A 15,945-nucleotide genomic window follows, 5' to 3' on the forward strand; every position below is an offset into this window, starting at 1 on the left:
GCACCCCGGTGAGATTATGTGAAACAAAAGATTCTTATTGAAGGCATTCTGCAACTAATGTGCCAACGCGGACGCACGCTGAAAAATGCGACTTAATGGCTGATAAGCGCTATTTATAGCAATACAGAGGCATCAGACGTTGCCCCGCAGGACGTTCCAAAACGGGGCAAAGCACCAAAACGGTGCCTGTTAACGGTGCTCCAGCTCGTCAAGCTGGTGATAAAGATCGGCAATATGGTGAATGCGCTGGCGTCCGTCTGACAGCAGTTCATGCAGCAAGGCATTGGCAAGCAGGTTGATCAGGCTCATGGCCGACGCGTAACTGTCAAACGCTGACACGCTGTCCAGCGGTGCGCAAAACTGCCAGCGCGCCAGGGCGATAACGCTCTGCGCCTGAGGCTCGCACAGCGCCAGCACGGGAATAGCGGCGCTTTGCAACTGCTGCATCAGCGGCTGGATAATGCGGGTGCGCCGCCGGAAGGCGATAACCACGACCATATCCTCAGGCGTTATATCCACCAGGTCCTCGGCCAGCGTCTGTCCCGGCTGGGGCAGGATATGCACCTGCGAACGCGTCTGGATCAGCTGTTGGCGCAGGTGCAGCGCCACCGGATAGGCATTGCGCATGCCGACAATGTAGATACGTTTCGCCTGAGCCAGTTGAGCGATCACCTCAGTAAACTGCCGGGCATCAATGCTGTTTACCCACTGTGTAAGGTTGGCCATCTCCTGCTTGTAATGGCGCGACAGTAAGGTATTGCCCTGCACGGCATCGCGGTTATCCGTTAGCGGCATCCCGCTCTGGCGCAGGGTACGCAGCTCATCGCGCATATCTTTGTACTTGTCATAACCGAGCCGTTTAAACAGCCGGCTGACGGTCGCTTTTGACACGCCGCTCAGGCGCGCCAGCTCGGCGCTGTTATAGCTAATCAGATCGTCGAAGTGGTCAAAGATAAAGTCGGCAATGCGCTGCTCCTGCGGCGAAAGCTGGGGGTAATGGGTTTTGAGCCGTTCATCAAGCTGTTTCATTCAGGTCCTGTAACTTTTGTTTCAACCGCGGGGTTTAACAGAAGCTAGCATAATTTGGGCCAGATGAACCGGTTCCGATCCTTAGCGACGATAAAAACTGGAACGGCTCTTGCTTAGTTATTGGTTCTGTACCCTGAATAACACAATGAGAAGAGCATGATTCAGAGCAATATGGCCCCGCTGGGCATGGCGGTAACGCCTCATCATCTGGCCAGTGAAAGTGCGCTGGCGGTGCTGCGTGAAGGCGGCAATGCGATTGAGGCCATGGTGGCCGCTGCTGCGACTATTGCCGTCGTCTATCCGCATATGAACGGCCTGGGCGGGGACGGTTTCTGGCTGATAATGCCGGGTAAGGGCGACCCTATTGCTATCGACGCCAGCGGCAGAGCGGGTTCTCTTGCAAATATCGACTTCTATCAGGGTGAAACGCAAATTCCACATCGCGGGCCAAAAGCCGCATTAACGGTGGCGGGCACGGTGAGCGGCTGGCATGAGGCATTGGCGCTGTCAGCCGAGCTCGGCGGCACGCCCCTGCCCCTGGCACGATTACTGCGTGACGCGGTGCGTTACGCGGCAGACGGCATTCCGGTCACGGCCTCGCAGGCCTCGGCCACCCGCAGCAAGCGCGAAGAGCTCCAGCATCAGCCCGGCTTTTCCGCCCTGTTTTTGCCGGACGGAGATGTTCCGGCGGAAGGCAGTCGTTTCACCCAACCCGATCTGGCGCGCACGCTCAGTCTGTTAAGTGAAGAAGGGCTGGAAAGCTTTTATCGCGGCACGCTGGCGCACCATCTGGCAGGCGAGATGGTCAACCTGGGCATTCCCGTTACCCTGGCCGATTTACAGCAGCAGCGGGCCAGTCGGGTCAAGCCGTTGCATGTCAGACATAGCGAAGGCGATATCTGGAATATCACACCGCCGACGCAGGGGCTGGTTTCTCTGGCGATCCTGGGCATTACCGATCATCTGGATATGGCGAATGCCGATGAAGCACAAACCATTCACCGCATCGTTGAGGCGACAAAAAAAGCGTTTGCTTTACGCGATCGGCACATCACCGATCCTCGTCATGTGGTGGACGATCTGCAGGCGCTGCTCGACAGCGATCTGCTCACAACGATCGCCAGCCAGATTGATGATAACCGCGCTGCGCCATGGGGAACCGGACGAGGCCCCGGCGATACCGTCTGGATGGGCGTCATGGACAGCAGCGGCCTTTCCGTCTCTTTTATCCAGAGCATTTATCATGAATTTGGCAGTGGCGTGGTGATGCCCGGCACCGGGATCGTCTGGCAAAACCGCGGGGCGGCTTTCAGCCTCGATCCCGATCACCTGCTGGCACTCGCCCCGGGTAAACAACCTTTCCACACGCTGAACCCTGCCGCGGCGCGCCTGAAAGACGGCCGGACGATGGTATATGGATCCATGGGCGGTGACGGACAGCCCCAGACCCAGGCTGCCATTTTTACCCGCCATGTGATCCAGCGCCTGCCGCTGCAACAGGCGGTCAGCGCACCCCGCTGGCTGTTGGGCCGAACGTGGGGACAGACCTCGGATTCCCTCAAGCTGGAGAGTCGCTTCGCGCCAGAAACGCTGGAGCGGTTACGTCAGTTAGGCCATGAGGTGGAGTCACTTCCGCCATTCAGTGAAGTCGTCGGCCATGCAGGTGCGATTGTTCGTCACAACAACGGTATGTTCGAAGGCGCAAGCGATCCGCGTAGCAACGGCAGCGCCGCCGGTTTTTGACAGGAGTACGTTATGAATCACATTGAGTGGGCAACCTATATCGCCCAAATGGAACACATTCTTCATCTGGAGCTGGACGACGCACGCCGTGCAGCCCTGCTGGTCCAGATGACGCGCATTGCCGATATGGCGGCCCCGCTGATGGCTTATCCGCTGGACGATCGTCTTGAAGTTGCAGGAGTGTACAACGCATGAGGCTGAGCGAGGTTTCCATTCAGGCACTTCAGCAGAAGATTCAGCAGGGAGAGATCAGTGCGCGTGAAGTGGCGGAGCAGACGCTGACCGCGATTGAGAAACAGAATCCGCAGCTTAATGCCTGGACGGATATCACTTCAACGCGAATGTTGCAGGAAGCGGATGCGATTGATAAACAGCGCCTGCGCGGTGAGATGTTACCGCCGCTGGCGGGCATTCCCTATGCGGTAAAAAACCTGTTTGATGTGCAGGGTTACTCAACCCTGGCTGGGGCTGAATTATTTGGTCAGCGCCCGGCAGCCAACCGTGACGCCTTTGCCATCACCCAACTGCAACAGGCCGGCGCCCTGCTTTCTGGCATGGTGAATATGGATGCCTATGCCTACGGTTTTACCACTGAAAACAGCCACTATGGCGCCACGCGCAATCCGCATGATCTGGCGCGGATCGCCGGGGGATCCTCCGGCGGTTCAGCGGCAGCCGTGGCGGCCGGACTGGTGCCTTTCTCGCTGGGCACGGATACCAATGGATCGATACGCGTGCCGGCTTCCCTGTGCGGCATCTTTGGCCTGAAGCCAACCTTTGGTCGCCTGTCCCGCAGCGGTAGCCATCCGTTTGTCGCCAGTCTGGATCACATCGGTCCCTTTGCCCGCCGCGTTGACGATCTGGCGCAGGTTTACGATCTCCTGCAGGGTAAAGACAGCATGGATGCCTTTCAGGCCGATCGGCCTCAGGCACCCACGCGGCCTCAGTTGGAACGGGGGGCACAGGATTTGCGCTGTGCGGTTCTGGGCGGCTTCTTTTCGACGTGGTGTGATCATGATGCCCGTGCCGCGCAGATTCAAATCGCGACCGCGTTGCAGGCTAGTGAGGAAGTGATTATGGCGGAAGCCGAACTGGCCCGCTCAGCCGCCTTTATTATGACCGCGTCAGAAGGCGGCAATCACTATCTGCCGGCGCTGCGTCAGCAACCTGAACGGTTCGAACCTCATTCCCGTGAGCGCCTGCTGGCGGGCGCGATGCTGCCGGGTGCGTGGTATGTGCAGGCGCAACGCTTCCGTCGTCATTTCCAACAGCAAATACTGCCGTTGTTTGAGCGGTTTGATGTCCTGATCGCCCCCGCCACCCCTTGCAGCGCGCCGCTGATAGGTCAGGAAACTATCGCCATCAACGGGCAGAACTTGCCGACCAAGGCCAGCATGGGCATGTTAACCCAACCGATCTCTTTTCTCGGCCTGCCCGTCTGTACTGTTCCACTGGCCACGGCAAGCGGCTTGCCGATTGGCGTACAGCTTATCGGTGCGCCGTTTAACGAACAGGCGGTATTACGAGCCGCCTTTGCCCTTGAACAACAAGGTCTGACATTTTCGCCTACCTGTATGGCTGGAGCCTGATGAATACTGAAGAGATTAACCGCCCCGACGTGCTGGATGCCGTAACCGCCGCCTTTTACCGTTACGAACAGGCGCTGACGGGCAACGATATTGCCGTTCTGGATGCGCTGTTCTGGCACGATGCCAGAACGGTGCGGCTGGGTGCCGGAGAGAACCTGTACGGCATTGATGAGATTCGCGCTTTCCGTGCCGCCCGCCCTTCGGCGGGGCTGGATCGCACCTTACAGAATACGGTGATCACCACCTTTGGCGATGCCTTTGCCGTGTGCAGTACCGAATTCACCCGTGCAGGCACGGAGAAAATTGGCCGTCAGCAACAAACCTGGGTGAAATTCCCCTCAGGCTGGCGCATCGTCGCGGCCCAGGTCAGTCTGATGAGTTAAACCGAACCATTGCGCCAGAGGCAAGGATGCCTCACCTTCATGCTGGTCGATCATCGTCCCGGTGACCAGTGCAGGCCCCTCAGGAAAGGGAGGCGGCATCCCCGGCTGGCTTTCCGGCGGGACCGCGCTCTGCCGCGCGTTCCCGCAGCCAGGCAATCATCTCCTCACTTCCCTCCTGGCTGGCTGTCCGCGCAGGCCAGGCAAGATAATAGGGTTTACTGAGCGGCAGACATAAGGAATCGATCGCCACCAACTCGCCCCGGGCCAGTTCCCCGGCAATCATGTGACGTTGCCCTAACAGCATCCCCGCGCCTGCCACCGCCGCATCAATCGCCAGTGAGGTCAGATTAAACGTCAGGCCGGGCTGCGCCACGGGCTCAGGGAGTCCTTTTGCCTCAAACCACGCAGGCCAGTCCGGCAGAAAACGTCCCTCTTTCCCCCAGTCGAGATGAATCAACGGAGCCTGGTTTAATCTGTCTGCGGCAGCAAAGGTATTGATCAGCGCGGGACTGGCGACCGGAAAAACCTCATCATGGAACAGATACTGTTTGTTCAGCCAGGGATAGGCCTCTTCCCCAAAGCAAATAACAAAATCAGCCGGGGTTTTACTGAAGTCCACGTCGGCGTGCGTGCCATGAAGAGAGAGGCCGACATGCGGGCAGCGCGCGCGCCAGTCAGACAAATGCGGCAGGACCCATTTTGATGCCAGTGCGGGAAGCGCATACAGCGTAAGCTGAGCGGCGGTATCTTTTCGCCCGATATTCCGTTGACCAAGCTGCAGTATATCGAAGGCTTCCGACACGTAGCGGAGATACTGCCTGCCCATCTCAGTCAGCATGACGCCATGCTGAGTCCGTAAAAACAGGACGCAGCCAAGGTGATCTTCCAGCTGACGAATCTGCTGGCTCACCGCGGCTGGCGTCAAGGCCAACTGCGCCGCCGCCTTTGTCAGGCTGCCGGTTTCCGCAGCGACCTTAAATGACTGAATAACGTTAATTTTAGGCAGGCGCAACGACGGCGTGGGCATTAAGGCTTCCTTATCAGGGTCTTAAATATTTATTGGTATTCAGTACAATCGGGCCTCGTTACAGTGATGACTAAATAATCACGCGTAGGAAATAAACGATGTCTGAATCTCTGGTACGCACTGACTTACATCCTCTGTCCAGTCACGCCTGGCGTCAACAGTGTCGGACGCAACTTCATCAGCAGGGCGCGCTGGTGCTGCGCAATTTTTTACAGCCCGCCGCCTTAGCGGCCATCGTCGCAGAAGGCGATGCGCAACGCCACCGTGCTTACCATACCCAAAGTAAGCATAACGTCTACCTGATGAAAACGGACCCTGCGTTTAGCGATACGCATCCCCGGAACCGCGAAGTCAGTAGCACTAAGGGCTGTATTACTGATGACGTCATCGCGCTGGATTCTCCGCTGCGTCAGCTCTACGACGATGCACTTTTTCAGGCTTTTTTGTGTGAGGTGCTTGATGAAGGGGCGTTGTATCCGTACGCCGATCCTTTGTCGTCCATTAACCTTCACTATGCCTCGCACGGGAAAGAGCTGGGATGGCATTTCGATAACTCGTCGTTTGCCATCACGTTACTGGTGCAGAAACCAACCGGCGGCGGGCGGTTTCAGTATGTGAAAGATCTGCGGGATGCCGATGCGGGCGAGATGAATTATCCGGGCGTGGCCGACGTGCTGGATGAACAGCAGCCCGTCGAAGAGCTGGCAATTGAAGCCGGTGACCTGGTACTGTTTCGCGGACGTAATTCCCTGCATCGCGTGACGCCTACCGAAGGCGACGTGACCCGGATGCTGGCGGTGCTGGCTTACAATACCGCGCCCGGCATCGCCTTGTCTGAGACGGCCCGGATGACATTTTACGGTCGGTTGTAAACGGCACCGGCGAGCGGATGGGCTCAGGCCACACGGGGCGTTCCGCCCTGCGTGGCTTAATCGGTCGCGTTTACAGATGTGACCGCATCCACTGGCGCAGATTTTTTAACATCGTCATACAGCGTTCAAGCTGTTCAACACTGACAAACTCATCTGCTTTGTGTCCCTGTTCCATACTTCCCGGCCCACAAACCAGGGTCGCTATTCCCATCTCGTTAAATAACCCGCCTTCGGTGCCAAAGGCCACCGTGGTGAAGTCGTCTTGCCCACTCCACTGCGCCAGCCAGCGGGCAAAGTCGGTCTGCGGATCCGTCAGCAAGCCGGGATAGTCGCTCAGCGGCTGAAAGGCAATGTGACATACCGGATCAATGCGCTGCATTTCAGGCATCAGCTCAGCTTCGGCGAAGTGGCGCACACTGTCATACAGGTTCTGTATATCCGTATCGGGCAGCGTTCGCCACTCCACATCAAACTGGCAGGTTTCAGGCACAATATTGAGTGCTGTTCCGCCCTGAATCGTGCCCACCTGCAGCGTGCTGTAGGGCGGTTCGAACCGTTCATCACGTTGCTGCCTGAGCGCCGCTTCCTGATGCAAAAGATGCGCAATTAGCCGCCCGGCATAGTGAATCGCGTTGACGCCCTGGTGCGTATAGGCGGAATGGCAGGCAAGGCCCTGTACCCGGCAGCGCACCGCCCGCTTTCCCTTATGTCCGTAAACCGGCTGCATGCCGGTCGGCTCACCCACGATACACATCGCAGGCTTTGCCGCTGAGGCATTGAGCATCGCCACCAGCGAGCGCACGCCCAGGCAGCCGACCTCTTCGTCATAGGAAAAAGCAAGATGTAAGGGCATGCGGAGGGGCTGTTGCAGAAAGTCATCCAGCGACGCCAGCACGCAGGCAATAAAGCCTTTCATGTCGGCGCTTCCCCGCCCATAACATCGCCCGTCACGCTCCGTCAGGGCGAAAGGCGGAACGGACCAGTTTTGTCCCTCAACCGGCACCACGTCCGTGTGCCCCGACAGCATGACCCCGCCCTCGCCGTCCGGCCCCAGACGCGCATACAGATTGGCTTTTTTACCGCTCTCATCAAGCAGCCACTGCGTCGTCACGCCTCTGTCAGTCAGGTAGTCGTCAATAAACTGAATCAGGGCCAGATTTGACGCCCGACTGGTTGTGTCAACGGCCAGCAGTGAGGCCAGAATCGCCCTTAAACGATCATTCATCGCCGGGCACGCCATAGGAGGGAGCCTCACGCGGATCCAACGCGCGCGTGACATAGGCTTCCATCTGCGGTTCATAGGCAAGCCACAGTTGCGTCAGTTGTCCAACAGGATCGCCCTCTGTCCAGTCGATGCGCAGATCCACCAATGGCCAGGTGTAGTCATCCACCAGTTTGAGCGCGGCAGAATGTAACGGTCCGGCTTCTCCGCCCGCCGCTACACCGGCCTGAAGGGCCGCAAGCAGCCTGCTGGCCAGTTCACCGGAGGCCGCAGCAAAAGCCGCACACATTGCTGCCGTCACGCCTTTGTCCGCCAACATATTACCTGCGGCGATACAGTTTTTTCCTTCAGCCACGCTCCAGATCCCCAGGGTTTGGCTGCCACTGAAAAACGCCGTATTCCCCTGGATATCGATTGCGGCGACCTGACGGTAGTCACTGAATCTGTCTTCAGCCAGCGCCAGCTTGAGCGCCACATCGAGCGCGCGGCCCTGATCCAGATACACCAGAATCTGCTGCCCCAGAGAAGGCAACGTAATGTTCTGGCTGGATACGGCCCCCACACCAGCCTGCAGCCAGGGGCAGCGCGCGCCCACGGCGATGCTGGATGAACTGATGGCGATGCCAAGTTGACCGGTTTCTTCACAACGTGCCGTTACCGATAAGGTCATTGGGTCGCTCCACCTTTCCAGTCATCCGGAATCACCGCAATGACATCTATTTCCATCAGCCACTGCGGCTGCGCCAGGGCTGAAATCACCAGACCAGTCGAGACGGGGAAAACGCCTTTGAGCCATTTTCCTACTTCACGGTACACCGGCTCGCGGTAGCGCGGATCGATAATATAGGTTGTGGTTTTGACGATATGCGACAAGTCGCTTCCTGCCTCTTCCAGCAGTTGCTTCACATTTTTCATCGCCTGCGCCGCCTGTGCAGCCGGATCGCCCAGACCAATCAGATTGCCGTCGAAGTCCGTGCCGACCTGGCCCCGCAGGTACACCGTGTTACCTGCACGCACGGCCTGGCAGAGATCGTTGTCCAGCGTTTGATTGGGATAGGTTTCTTTGGTGTTAAACATCCGAATACGTGTATGGGTTGGCATAAAGACAGTCTCCTGGTTCAGTTTTCTGAAGCGGCACGGTAATCCTGATACTGGCGCTGGATAGCAATATGGTCGGCGACATATTTTGCGTCATGCCACACGCCCCAGATAAACGAGGACCCCCGGCGCGACTGCCAGGGAAGCCCGAGAAAATAGAGCCCGGACTCGGTGGAAACGCCGCGTTGATGAACGGGTCTGCGCTTCTCGTCAAAGGCGTTAACCTTCAGCCAGCTGTAATCGGTGGCATAGCCCGTTGCCCAGATGAGGGTGGTGATCCCTGCGCGGACGAGATTGAGCGACTGCACAGGATGCGAGACGCTTTCCGGATCGGGCAGAAACGCGCGCGCGGCCGGATCCTCGGGCAAATCCAGGCCATGCCGTTTTACCCAGGCATCAGCCGCGTCAAGCAGGGATAAATAGTTTTCATCACCCGAGGCGATGTTTTGCGCCAGATCGGGCTTAAAGGTCACGACATCACCGGAAAAGCGTTCCGTTAACCCGACCAGGTTGATGCCCTGTTCCGCCAGCCTGCGAAAGTCAACGGTGTGGCCGCCTCGCGCGCCGCTGACCGCAATGGTGACGTGCTCTTTACCTGGTTGACTGGCAGCAGCATCCCACAGGCCGAGCACACCTAACCACCAGCAAAAATCCCGGTTGCGATAACGGCGCGGCGGCCGATCGTGCGGCCCAACAGAGAGCCAGACGTCTTTTCCTGCACGCTGCAGCTCATCGGCAATCTGCACCCCTGACGAGCCCGCGCCGATCACCAGCACGCCGCCTTCAGGCAGTTGTTGCGGGTTGCGATAGTCTGCTGAATGCAATTGAGTGAATCCCGCATCCGTGGGCGCAATCGCGGGGATAATGGGCTTCTGAAAGGGGCCTGTGGCAACGACCACGCGTTGAGCGACGAGCGGGCCTTCAGAGGTGAGGACATCGAACCCGCTGCGCCCGGCACGGGGCGCCACGCTGATGACCTCGACGCCGGTCTTGACAGGGGCTTTAATGTGTTGCGCATAGGCTTCAAAATAGTCCGCGATCTGTTCTTTAGGCACAAAGCTGTCGGGATCCTGCCCCGAAAACGTCATGCCGGGAAACCGGTCGTGCCAGGCCGGGCCGTTGGCGACCAGCGAATCCCATCGGCGGGTCCGCCATGCCTCAGCAATACGTTTTTTTTCCAACACGCAATGCGGAATGCCGAGCCGCCCCAGATGCTCGCTCATGGCGATACCGGCCTGTCCTGCCCCAATCACCAGGGTGTCTGTTTCTTGCTCTGTTATTGTCATTCCACCATCCTCAAGCCCGCCGTTTCAATGACGTGTTCCTGACACGCGATAGCGCCAAGACTATTTGAGGCAAGTGAATGGGTAAAATATTATAAAGCTAATATCTGAATAAGAAATTAATAAGCAAAGGATGTGCAGCCGATTATTATGGCCACCCAACGATTACAACGCGGAATGACTCAACACCGTGGTCAAAAATACTTTTCCTTTTCTTACCGAACTGCACGATAAATGCACCCTGCTTTTCACGCCGTCGGCCCTAATGCACTATTCTGGCAATAGTCCATAAAAAGTTTTGTTGGGCGCGTCGGTTCATTATGACTTAACCAGGCCATGATTAACGTCGAGGCTTCCATCTCATCTTCAATATCAATCTGCGCAAGTTTTTCACCGTCATAAGTCATATCCGTGTAAGGCCGGGTGACCAGCACGGAAAAGCCTAATCCCTGCCCCACCATGCACCGTACCATTTCGATGGAGGGCGAACTGTAGGCAACCTGCGGGTGATAACCTTTGCTTTTGAAAATATTGATGAAGTAATTCCTGCTGGGTACAGCATCCAGTAAAATCATGGGTTCCTGACTCAGCTCACGCAACGTGACGAGGGATTTTTGCGCCAGCGGATGCTTTACTGGCAAGAGCGCATAGGGTTTATGCGGCGCGTTCAACGCCGCTTTTTGTATCGTGTTATCCAGCTCAAGATCGTACAGGAAAGCCAGGTCGAAACGTCCGCGATGGAGCCCGTGCATCAGTTCATGCTGCTCGCCATCGTAAAGTTCAATGGTGATGTCGGGATAACGCTTTTTGAAGCCCGCAATCAGTTTTGGCATGTACAGCGGTGCCGCAGATTCGAAGCAACCTATTGCAATCGTTCCTGAAATCAGCGTGTTATCTGCACGTGAATTTTGCTCAAACTCATGTGTCAGGCGTAACAGCTCCTGGGCTTTTTCATAAAAACGGCGGCCACCGGGCGTCAGAGAAACCCCTTGAGCATGATGACGGATCAACAGCTGCTGATCGAAGGCGTCTTCCAGATTTTTAATGGAGACAGAGATAGAGGGCTGTGCGATATGCAGCTGGCGCGAAGCTTCAGCAATGCTTTCTGTCTCTACGACGGCGACAAAATACCTGAGCTGTTTAAGTGTAAAGCGACTCATAGCGTTACCTCTGTTTTTTATGGCTAACCGGAAGCCTTGCTTCGTTTTCGACTAAGTAGCGCTGCAAATGCTGTGCCACATCACGTTCAGTTAGCCTGCGTGCCCTTTATTCAAAAATACCGCCCGCCTGTTTTTTTAGCGGCAACCGATCGCGACACTCAAAAAAATAAATTGCACCAATAACTCTCACGTTGCGTCTTAATGATCAGCGCCCTGCCCTAAATAAGCGCAAAAAGGGAAGCAATACGCTAATTATTCCCCTGTGATATTAAAAAACACGTCATTTAAAAAGGCAGATAGCCATTGGATAGTTTTTTTAAAATCAGAACCAAAGAAATTACTAATTGCTATCGTTCCCGTCATGCCGCCATAGTGAATTACAGAATTAAATGACTAACCCTCTTCTGTTTAATGTGAGCAAGCCCATGACATTTAACTGGAACTATATGTTCAGTCTGTTTAGCGACGCTAACTTTTGGCTGGCGACCTGGACCGTCATCAAACTGAGCCTGCTGACCTGGGGAATGAGCATTATCGCGGGATTTATTCTGGCGCTGGCCAAGCAGTCGCGCCATCCCTTGTTGACGCTGCCTGCCCGATTTTATATCTGGCTCTTTCGCAGCCTGCCCTTACTGGTTCTGCTGATCTTTGTTTACAACCTGCCTCAGGCAGTGCCCGCCACGTCGGCGATATTGAGCGATCCGTTTTGGGCCGGGTTTATTGCGCTGACCATTTGTGAGAGCGCCTACATCGCGGAGATTCACCGCGGTGGGCTGCTGTCAATTCCCAGGGGCCAGAGCGAGGCTGCCCGGGCACTGGGACTACGCTATGCCGGTATTCAGTGGCGCATTATTATTCCGCAGGCTCTGCGTGTGGCCTTGCCAGCGCTGGCGAACGAATACATCGCGATCGTGAAGCTGACGTCGCTGGTCTCTGTTATCTCACTTACCGAAATTTTGATGGTCGGCCAGCGGCTTTACTCGCAGAACTTTCTGGTCATGGAAACCATGGCTGCCGTGGCCTTCTATTACGTGCTGATCGTCACCGTCTTTGATTTCCTGTTAAAGCAGCTGGAGCGCTATCTTGACGTCACGCAGCGTCAGCCTTCCGGCAAACCCGATGCGCAACTGTTCGACCTCGCACAACGCACGGCGGTGAGCCCGGTTCGTCAGGCAGTGCACGACAGCGGGCCAGCGTTGCAGGCCCTGCGTCTTCACAAGGCTTACAACAATGTTGAAGTACTGGGCGCAGTGAACCTGCAGATCCACGCTGGTGAGGTGGTCTCGGTGATCGGGCCTTCAGGCTCGGGAAAAACCACGCTGATTCGCCTGCTCAACGGCCTGGAGCAGATCGATAACGGTGAGATTCGTATTAACGGAAAACCTTTTATTCACCTTCGTCAGCAGGGAGAACAACGTAAGCCACGCTTCATTGAGCATACCGAGCACCGCCTCAACATTGGGATGGTTTTTCAGAGCTTCAACTTGTTCAGCCACCTCAACGTTATGGATAACCTGATGCTGGCACCGCGCTATCACAAGCTCGCGCCCACCCAGGCCTTAAAGCAGCAGGCCGCCGCGCTGCTTTTCAAAGTCGGCATGCTCGAACATGCGTGGAAATACCCTCATCAGCTCTCCGGTGGTCAGCAGCAACGCGTGGCTATCGCACGCGCCTTAATGATGCGCCCCCAAATCATGCTGTTCGACGAACCCACGTCAGCGCTGGACCCTGAAAAAGTGAATGAAGTCCTTCAGGTGATTGAAGCCCTGGCAAGCGAGGGCATCACCATGGTGATCGTGACCCATGAGATGAACTTTGCCTTCAAAGTTTCTGACCGAATTGTCTTTATGGAAAAAGGACGCGTGGTCTGTGACGACGCACCCCAGGCGCTGCGCGATGGCCAGCATCCGCGCGTGGAAGCATTTCTGAAGGATGTCTCGCTGGCGTAACGATGTATTCAACACGAGGGCACGACCATGATTGAACAGTGGCAGGTAGATCAGTATCACCAGCAGGGATTTCTGGTAGTTGAACATGTCCTGACAAGCGAGGAAATCGCCGCGCTGCAGCACGATTTTGACCAATGGGTTGAGGAAAGCCGCAGCCAGAGTGCCCCCTGGGGCAATACTCAGGATGGCCGTTCGCGTTTCGACATTGAGAGCGATCACAGTGCCGACCATCCTTCTTTGCGTCGCGTGAGCTCACCAAACGACATCTCTGCCGCCTATCGCCATGCGGCACTGCAGTCACGAATGGCGCAGATTGCCGGGCAGTTAATTGGTGGCAGCGGCGCACGCTATCATCACAGCAAGATCAACTCGAAGCTGCCCCATACCGCAACGAAAGTGGAATGGCATCAGGATTTCCTGTTCACCCCGCACAGCAACGACGATATCGTGACCGCGCTGCTGATGGTCAGTGAGGTCACGCCGGAAAATGGCCCGCTGAACGTGGTGCCGGGCAGCCATCGGGGACCACTGTATTCGCACTGGCAGGACGGGCGTTTTACCGGGGCCGTCGAGCCTGCGGTGGTGAAAGAGCAGTGTCAGCAGCCCAGCGCCTGCTTTGGTCCCTCCGGGTCCGTGTGCTTTATGCACACAAGGCTGCTGCACGCCTCCAGCCCCAATGAAACCGAGTGGCCGCGCACGCTGTTTATCGCCGTGTACGCGGCGGAAGACGCGCTGCCTTTCGGTGAAAACCCCTTGCCCAGCCCGGATGCCGGAACGCTGGTTTATGGTGACGAAAGCGGCATGGTCCGCAGCACCCCAAATGAACTTCGCCTGCCGCAGAAACCGCGCGGAGCCTCGTTCTTTGTTCAGCAGGCAGGTCAAGATCTTGCCAACGTCTGATTGCGCCTAACAGAGAGATAATAATGATGAAAACATGTGTATTAAGTCTGCTTGCCGCAGGCGCTGTCCTGGCGTCATTTAACGCCTCAGCCTTTTTACAACCAGGTAAAATCATCGCCGGATCGGATATGACCTTCTTTCCTTATGAATACATGAAGGATAATAAACCCGCTGGCTTTGACATTGAGTTTCTTGATGGCCTGGCAAAAGTGATGGGCCGTCAAGCCGTGAATATTGATACCCGTTTTCCTAACCTGATCACCGGTTTACAGAGTAACCGGTTCGATATCACTAACTCGTCGATGTATATCACCGCCGATCGCATGAAAGTGATCGACATGATTCCCTACCTGAAAAGCGGCGAGGCTATCCTGTCGCTGAAGGGAAGTGATTATCAACCCAAGACGCCTGAAGAATTCTGCGGCCATAAAATTGGCTCAATGGGCGCCACCTCCTGGCTACAGCAGTTGCATAAACTGTCTGACGATTACTGTGTGAAAAACGGTAAGCCCCCTATCGCGATCAGCGAATATGCGACCGATCCTCAGACGACTCAGGCGATGCTTTCCCATGCGGTGGAAGCGCAGATCACCGATGCCGCGGTGGCGCGTGGCGTTGTCCAGAAGCTGGGCGACCGCATCCAGATATCTTCCACGACGCTCATCTATCCCGTATTAAACGGTTTCGGCGTGAAGAAGGACAATACGGAGGTGAAACAGGCCCTGGTTGCGGCGCTGGAAGCCTACAGTAAAACGCCAGAGTATGCCGCACTGCTCAAAAAATACCATTTTGAAGCGCCGACGGCGGACGATCTCAAGACCTTGATGCCTAAGCCTTAATCTCAAACGCGTGCCGGGCACGCGTTCATTTTCTGGAGGTAATATGGCGCTTTCTTTCGAAGAACAAACGCGTATCGATCTGGCGGCAGCCTTCCGCATTATTGCCCACCTGGGCATGCATGAGGCGGTAGCGAATCATTTCAGTGCCGCTGTCTCACCGGATGGTAAGCAGTTTCTGATGAACCCAAAGTGGAAACACTTTTCACGCCTTCGCGCCAGCGATTTACTGCTGCTCAATGCTGAGGATGCATCCTGTGCAGAGTGGGATGATGTTGATGCCACCGCCTGGTCCATTCATGGGCAAATTCATCAGCGGCTGCCAGAAACCCGGGTCGTGATGCATCTGCATCCGGTTTACACCACCAGCGTTGCCTGCCTGGCGCAGCCGCACATTCCGCCTGTCGATCAAAACAGCGCGCGCTACTTCAACCGCATCGCGGTAGATACGTTATACGGTGGCATGGCCGATACGAAAGAGGAAGGCGCACGTCTGGCCAGCCTGCTGACCGATAAGCGTCGCCTGTTAATGGGCAATCACGGCGTCATGGTTACCGCCCAGACCATTGGCGAGGCCTTTGATGACATCTGGACGCTGGAGCGCGCCTGCCAGATTTTGGTCACCGCCTGGTCTACCGGGCAACCCTTGAAAGTCCTGAGCGATGAGGTTGCGGAAAAAACGGCCCGCAACTGGGAAGGTATTCCCGACTTCTCTCTGCGGCATTTCGAGGAGATGAAGAAGTTGATGATTGAGGCCGATCCCGCCCTGTGCGACTGAGCGCTTCCACGCACGGCCGTCACGCAGGTGACAGCAACAGAGACAGCACGTGGCGACAGCCTTTTGCCGCCACGCG

General features: G+C 56.4%; 16 protein-coding genes. 9 read left to right on the forward strand and 7 right to left on the reverse strand.

The genetic code is table 11. The annotated features are described in order from the left end of the window. Positions 1 to 189 precede the first annotated feature (189 nt). Positions 190 to 1,029, reverse strand: coding sequence for a MurR/RpiR family transcriptional regulator HpxU (hpxU, locus tag PAGR_RS17125; RefSeq protein ID WP_013024751.1), 840 nt, complete (start codon positions 1,027 to 1,029; stop codon positions 190 to 192). 156 nt (positions 1,030 to 1,185) lie between these two features. On the opposite strand from hpxU, the gene PAGR_RS17130 reads away from it, so the two are divergent. The 4 genes from PAGR_RS17130 to hpxZ are packed head-to-tail and all read left to right on the forward strand — an operon-like array spanning position 1,186 to position 4,744. Beyond that, entirely contained in the window at positions 1,186 to 2,772 is a 1,587-nt protein-coding gene (locus PAGR_RS17130) for a gamma-glutamyltransferase family protein (protein WP_014606518.1), read from the forward strand. A 12-nt stretch (positions 2,773 to 2,784) separates the two neighbouring features. After that, positions 2,785 to 2,967, forward strand: coding sequence for an oxalurate catabolism protein HpxX (hpxX, locus tag PAGR_RS17135; protein WP_013024749.1), 183 nt, complete (start codon positions 2,785 to 2,787; stop codon positions 2,965 to 2,967). Next, positions 2,964 to 4,361 carry an AtzE family amidohydrolase gene (locus tag PAGR_RS17140; protein WP_014606519.1) on the forward strand — a complete coding sequence of 466 codons (1,398 nt, stop codon included), beginning with the start codon at positions 2,964 to 2,966 and terminating at the stop codon, positions 4,359 to 4,361. Before hpxX ends, PAGR_RS17140 begins: the two co-directional genes overlap by 4 nt. Next, entirely contained in the window at positions 4,361 to 4,744 is a 384-nt protein-coding gene (hpxZ, locus tag PAGR_RS17145; RefSeq protein ID WP_014606520.1) for an oxalurate catabolism protein HpxZ, read from the forward strand. The genes PAGR_RS17140 and hpxZ overlap by 1 nt, the downstream gene beginning before the upstream one ends. A 79-nt stretch (positions 4,745 to 4,823) precedes the next feature. Here the strand turns inward: hpxZ and PAGR_RS17150 are convergent, their stop codons facing one another. Next, the gene (locus tag PAGR_RS17150; RefSeq protein ID WP_014606521.1) at positions 4,824 to 5,771 is read right to left on the reverse strand and encodes a LysR substrate-binding domain-containing protein; all 948 of its coding nucleotides are present in this window, start codon (positions 5,769 to 5,771) and stop codon (positions 4,824 to 4,826) included. Positions 5,772 to 5,869: 98 nt separating this feature from the next. On the opposite strand from PAGR_RS17150, the gene PAGR_RS17155 reads away from it, so the two are divergent. Beyond that, positions 5,870 to 6,643 carry a HalD/BesD family halogenase gene (locus PAGR_RS17155; RefSeq protein ID WP_014606522.1) on the forward strand — a complete coding sequence of 258 codons (774 nt, stop codon included), beginning with the start codon at positions 5,870 to 5,872 and terminating at the stop codon, positions 6,641 to 6,643. 70 nt (positions 6,644 to 6,713) lie between these two features. Here PAGR_RS17155 and argE read toward each other — a convergent pair whose 3' ends face one another. The 5 genes from argE to PAGR_RS17180 form a co-directional block, all read right to left on the reverse strand. Then, on the reverse strand, positions 6,714 to 7,883 hold the full coding sequence (gene argE, locus PAGR_RS17160) for an acetylornithine deacetylase (RefSeq protein WP_014606523.1): 1,170 nt from the start codon (positions 7,881 to 7,883) through the stop codon (positions 6,714 to 6,716). Next, positions 7,861 to 8,535: a DUF1028 domain-containing protein gene (locus PAGR_RS17165; RefSeq protein WP_014606524.1), complete on the reverse strand. Its 675-nt coding sequence runs from the start codon at positions 8,533 to 8,535 to the stop codon at positions 7,861 to 7,863. The genes argE and PAGR_RS17165 overlap by 23 nt, the downstream gene beginning before the upstream one ends. Further along, positions 8,532 to 8,966: a RidA family protein gene (locus PAGR_RS17170; RefSeq protein WP_013024742.1), complete on the reverse strand. Its 435-nt coding sequence runs from the start codon at positions 8,964 to 8,966 to the stop codon at positions 8,532 to 8,534. Before PAGR_RS17170 ends, PAGR_RS17165 begins: the two co-directional genes overlap by 4 nt. Before the next feature lie 17 nt (positions 8,967 to 8,983). After that, a complete protein-coding gene (locus PAGR_RS17175; RefSeq protein WP_014606525.1) occupies positions 8,984 to 10,249 on the reverse strand; it encodes a flavin-containing monooxygenase in 1,266 nt (421 codons plus the stop codon). A gap of 245 nt (positions 10,250 to 10,494) precedes the next feature. Beyond that, positions 10,495 to 11,406 (reverse strand): LysR substrate-binding domain-containing protein, encoded by a 912-nt coding sequence (locus PAGR_RS17180; RefSeq protein WP_013024740.1) that lies wholly within the window; start codon positions 11,404 to 11,406, stop codon positions 10,495 to 10,497. Positions 11,407 to 11,831: 425 nt separating this feature from the next. On the opposite strand from PAGR_RS17180, the gene PAGR_RS17185 reads away from it, so the two are divergent. From PAGR_RS17185 to PAGR_RS17200, 4 genes are read left to right on the forward strand one after another with little or no spacing between them, the layout of a single operon-like run. Further along, entirely contained in the window at positions 11,832 to 13,355 is a 1,524-nt protein-coding gene (locus PAGR_RS17185; RefSeq protein ID WP_014606526.1) for an amino acid ABC transporter permease/ATP-binding protein, read from the forward strand. 27 nt (positions 13,356 to 13,382) lie between these two features. Continuing rightward, positions 13,383 to 14,255, forward strand: a complete 873-nt coding sequence (locus PAGR_RS17190) for a phytanoyl-CoA dioxygenase family protein (protein ID WP_013024737.1) — start codon at positions 13,383 to 13,385, stop codon at positions 14,253 to 14,255. Positions 14,256 to 14,278: 23 nt separating this feature from the next. Next, complete coding sequence (locus tag PAGR_RS17195) at positions 14,279 to 15,094, forward strand: ABC transporter substrate-binding protein (protein WP_013024736.1); 816 nt, start codon at positions 14,279 to 14,281, stop codon at positions 15,092 to 15,094. A 43-nt stretch (positions 15,095 to 15,137) separates the two neighbouring features. Then, positions 15,138 to 15,869 carry a class II aldolase and adducin N-terminal domain-containing protein gene (locus PAGR_RS17200; RefSeq protein WP_014606527.1) on the forward strand — a complete coding sequence of 244 codons (732 nt, stop codon included), beginning with the start codon at positions 15,138 to 15,140 and terminating at the stop codon, positions 15,867 to 15,869. The last annotated feature ends 76 nt before the right edge of the window (positions 15,870 to 15,945 follow it).

Origin of the sequence: Pantoea ananatis PA13 (assembly GCF_000233595.1) — a bacterium.
Classification (GTDB): domain Bacteria; phylum Pseudomonadota; class Gammaproteobacteria; order Enterobacterales; family Enterobacteriaceae; genus Pantoea; species Pantoea ananatis.

Excerpts from the sequence above, each read along its gene's own strand:
- argE (WP_014606523.1), bottom strand. The coding sequence starts at position 7,883 with ATGGCGTGCCCGGCGATGAATGATCGTTTAAGGGCGATTCTGGCCTCA.
- hpxZ (WP_014606520.1), top strand. The coding sequence starts at position 4,361 with ATGAATACTGAAGAGATTAACCGCCCCGACGTGCTGGATGCCGTAACC.
- hpxU (WP_013024751.1), bottom strand. The coding sequence starts at position 1,029 with ATGAAACAGCTTGATGAACGGCTCAAAACCCATTACCCCCAGCTTTCG.
- PAGR_RS17140 (WP_014606519.1), top strand. The coding sequence starts at position 2,964 with ATGAGGCTGAGCGAGGTTTCCATTCAGGCACTTCAGCAGAAGATTCAG.
- PAGR_RS17130 (WP_014606518.1), top strand. The coding sequence starts at position 1,186 with ATGATTCAGAGCAATATGGCCCCGCTGGGCATGGCGGTAACGCCTCAT.
- PAGR_RS17180 (WP_013024740.1), bottom strand. The coding sequence starts at position 11,406 with ATGAGTCGCTTTACACTTAAACAGCTCAGGTATTTTGTCGCCGTCGTA.
- PAGR_RS17195 (WP_013024736.1), top strand. The coding sequence starts at position 14,279 with ATGATGAAAACATGTGTATTAAGTCTGCTTGCCGCAGGCGCTGTCCTG.
- PAGR_RS17190 (WP_013024737.1), top strand. The coding sequence starts at position 13,383 with ATGATTGAACAGTGGCAGGTAGATCAGTATCACCAGCAGGGATTTCTG.
- PAGR_RS17155 (WP_014606522.1), top strand. The coding sequence starts at position 5,870 with ATGTCTGAATCTCTGGTACGCACTGACTTACATCCTCTGTCCAGTCAC.
- PAGR_RS17150 (WP_014606521.1), bottom strand. The coding sequence starts at position 5,771 with ATGCCCACGCCGTCGTTGCGCCTGCCTAAAATTAACGTTATTCAGTCA.
- PAGR_RS17185 (WP_014606526.1), top strand. The coding sequence starts at position 11,832 with ATGACATTTAACTGGAACTATATGTTCAGTCTGTTTAGCGACGCTAAC.
- PAGR_RS17175 (WP_014606525.1), bottom strand. The coding sequence starts at position 10,249 with ATGACAATAACAGAGCAAGAAACAGACACCCTGGTGATTGGGGCAGGA.
- hpxX (WP_013024749.1), top strand. The coding sequence starts at position 2,785 with ATGAATCACATTGAGTGGGCAACCTATATCGCCCAAATGGAACACATT.
- PAGR_RS17165 (WP_014606524.1), bottom strand. The coding sequence starts at position 8,535 with ATGACCTTATCGGTAACGGCACGTTGTGAAGAAACCGGTCAACTTGGC.
- PAGR_RS17200 (WP_014606527.1), top strand. The coding sequence starts at position 15,138 with ATGGCGCTTTCTTTCGAAGAACAAACGCGTATCGATCTGGCGGCAGCC.
- PAGR_RS17170 (WP_013024742.1), bottom strand. The coding sequence starts at position 8,966 with ATGCCAACCCATACACGTATTCGGATGTTTAACACCAAAGAAACCTAT.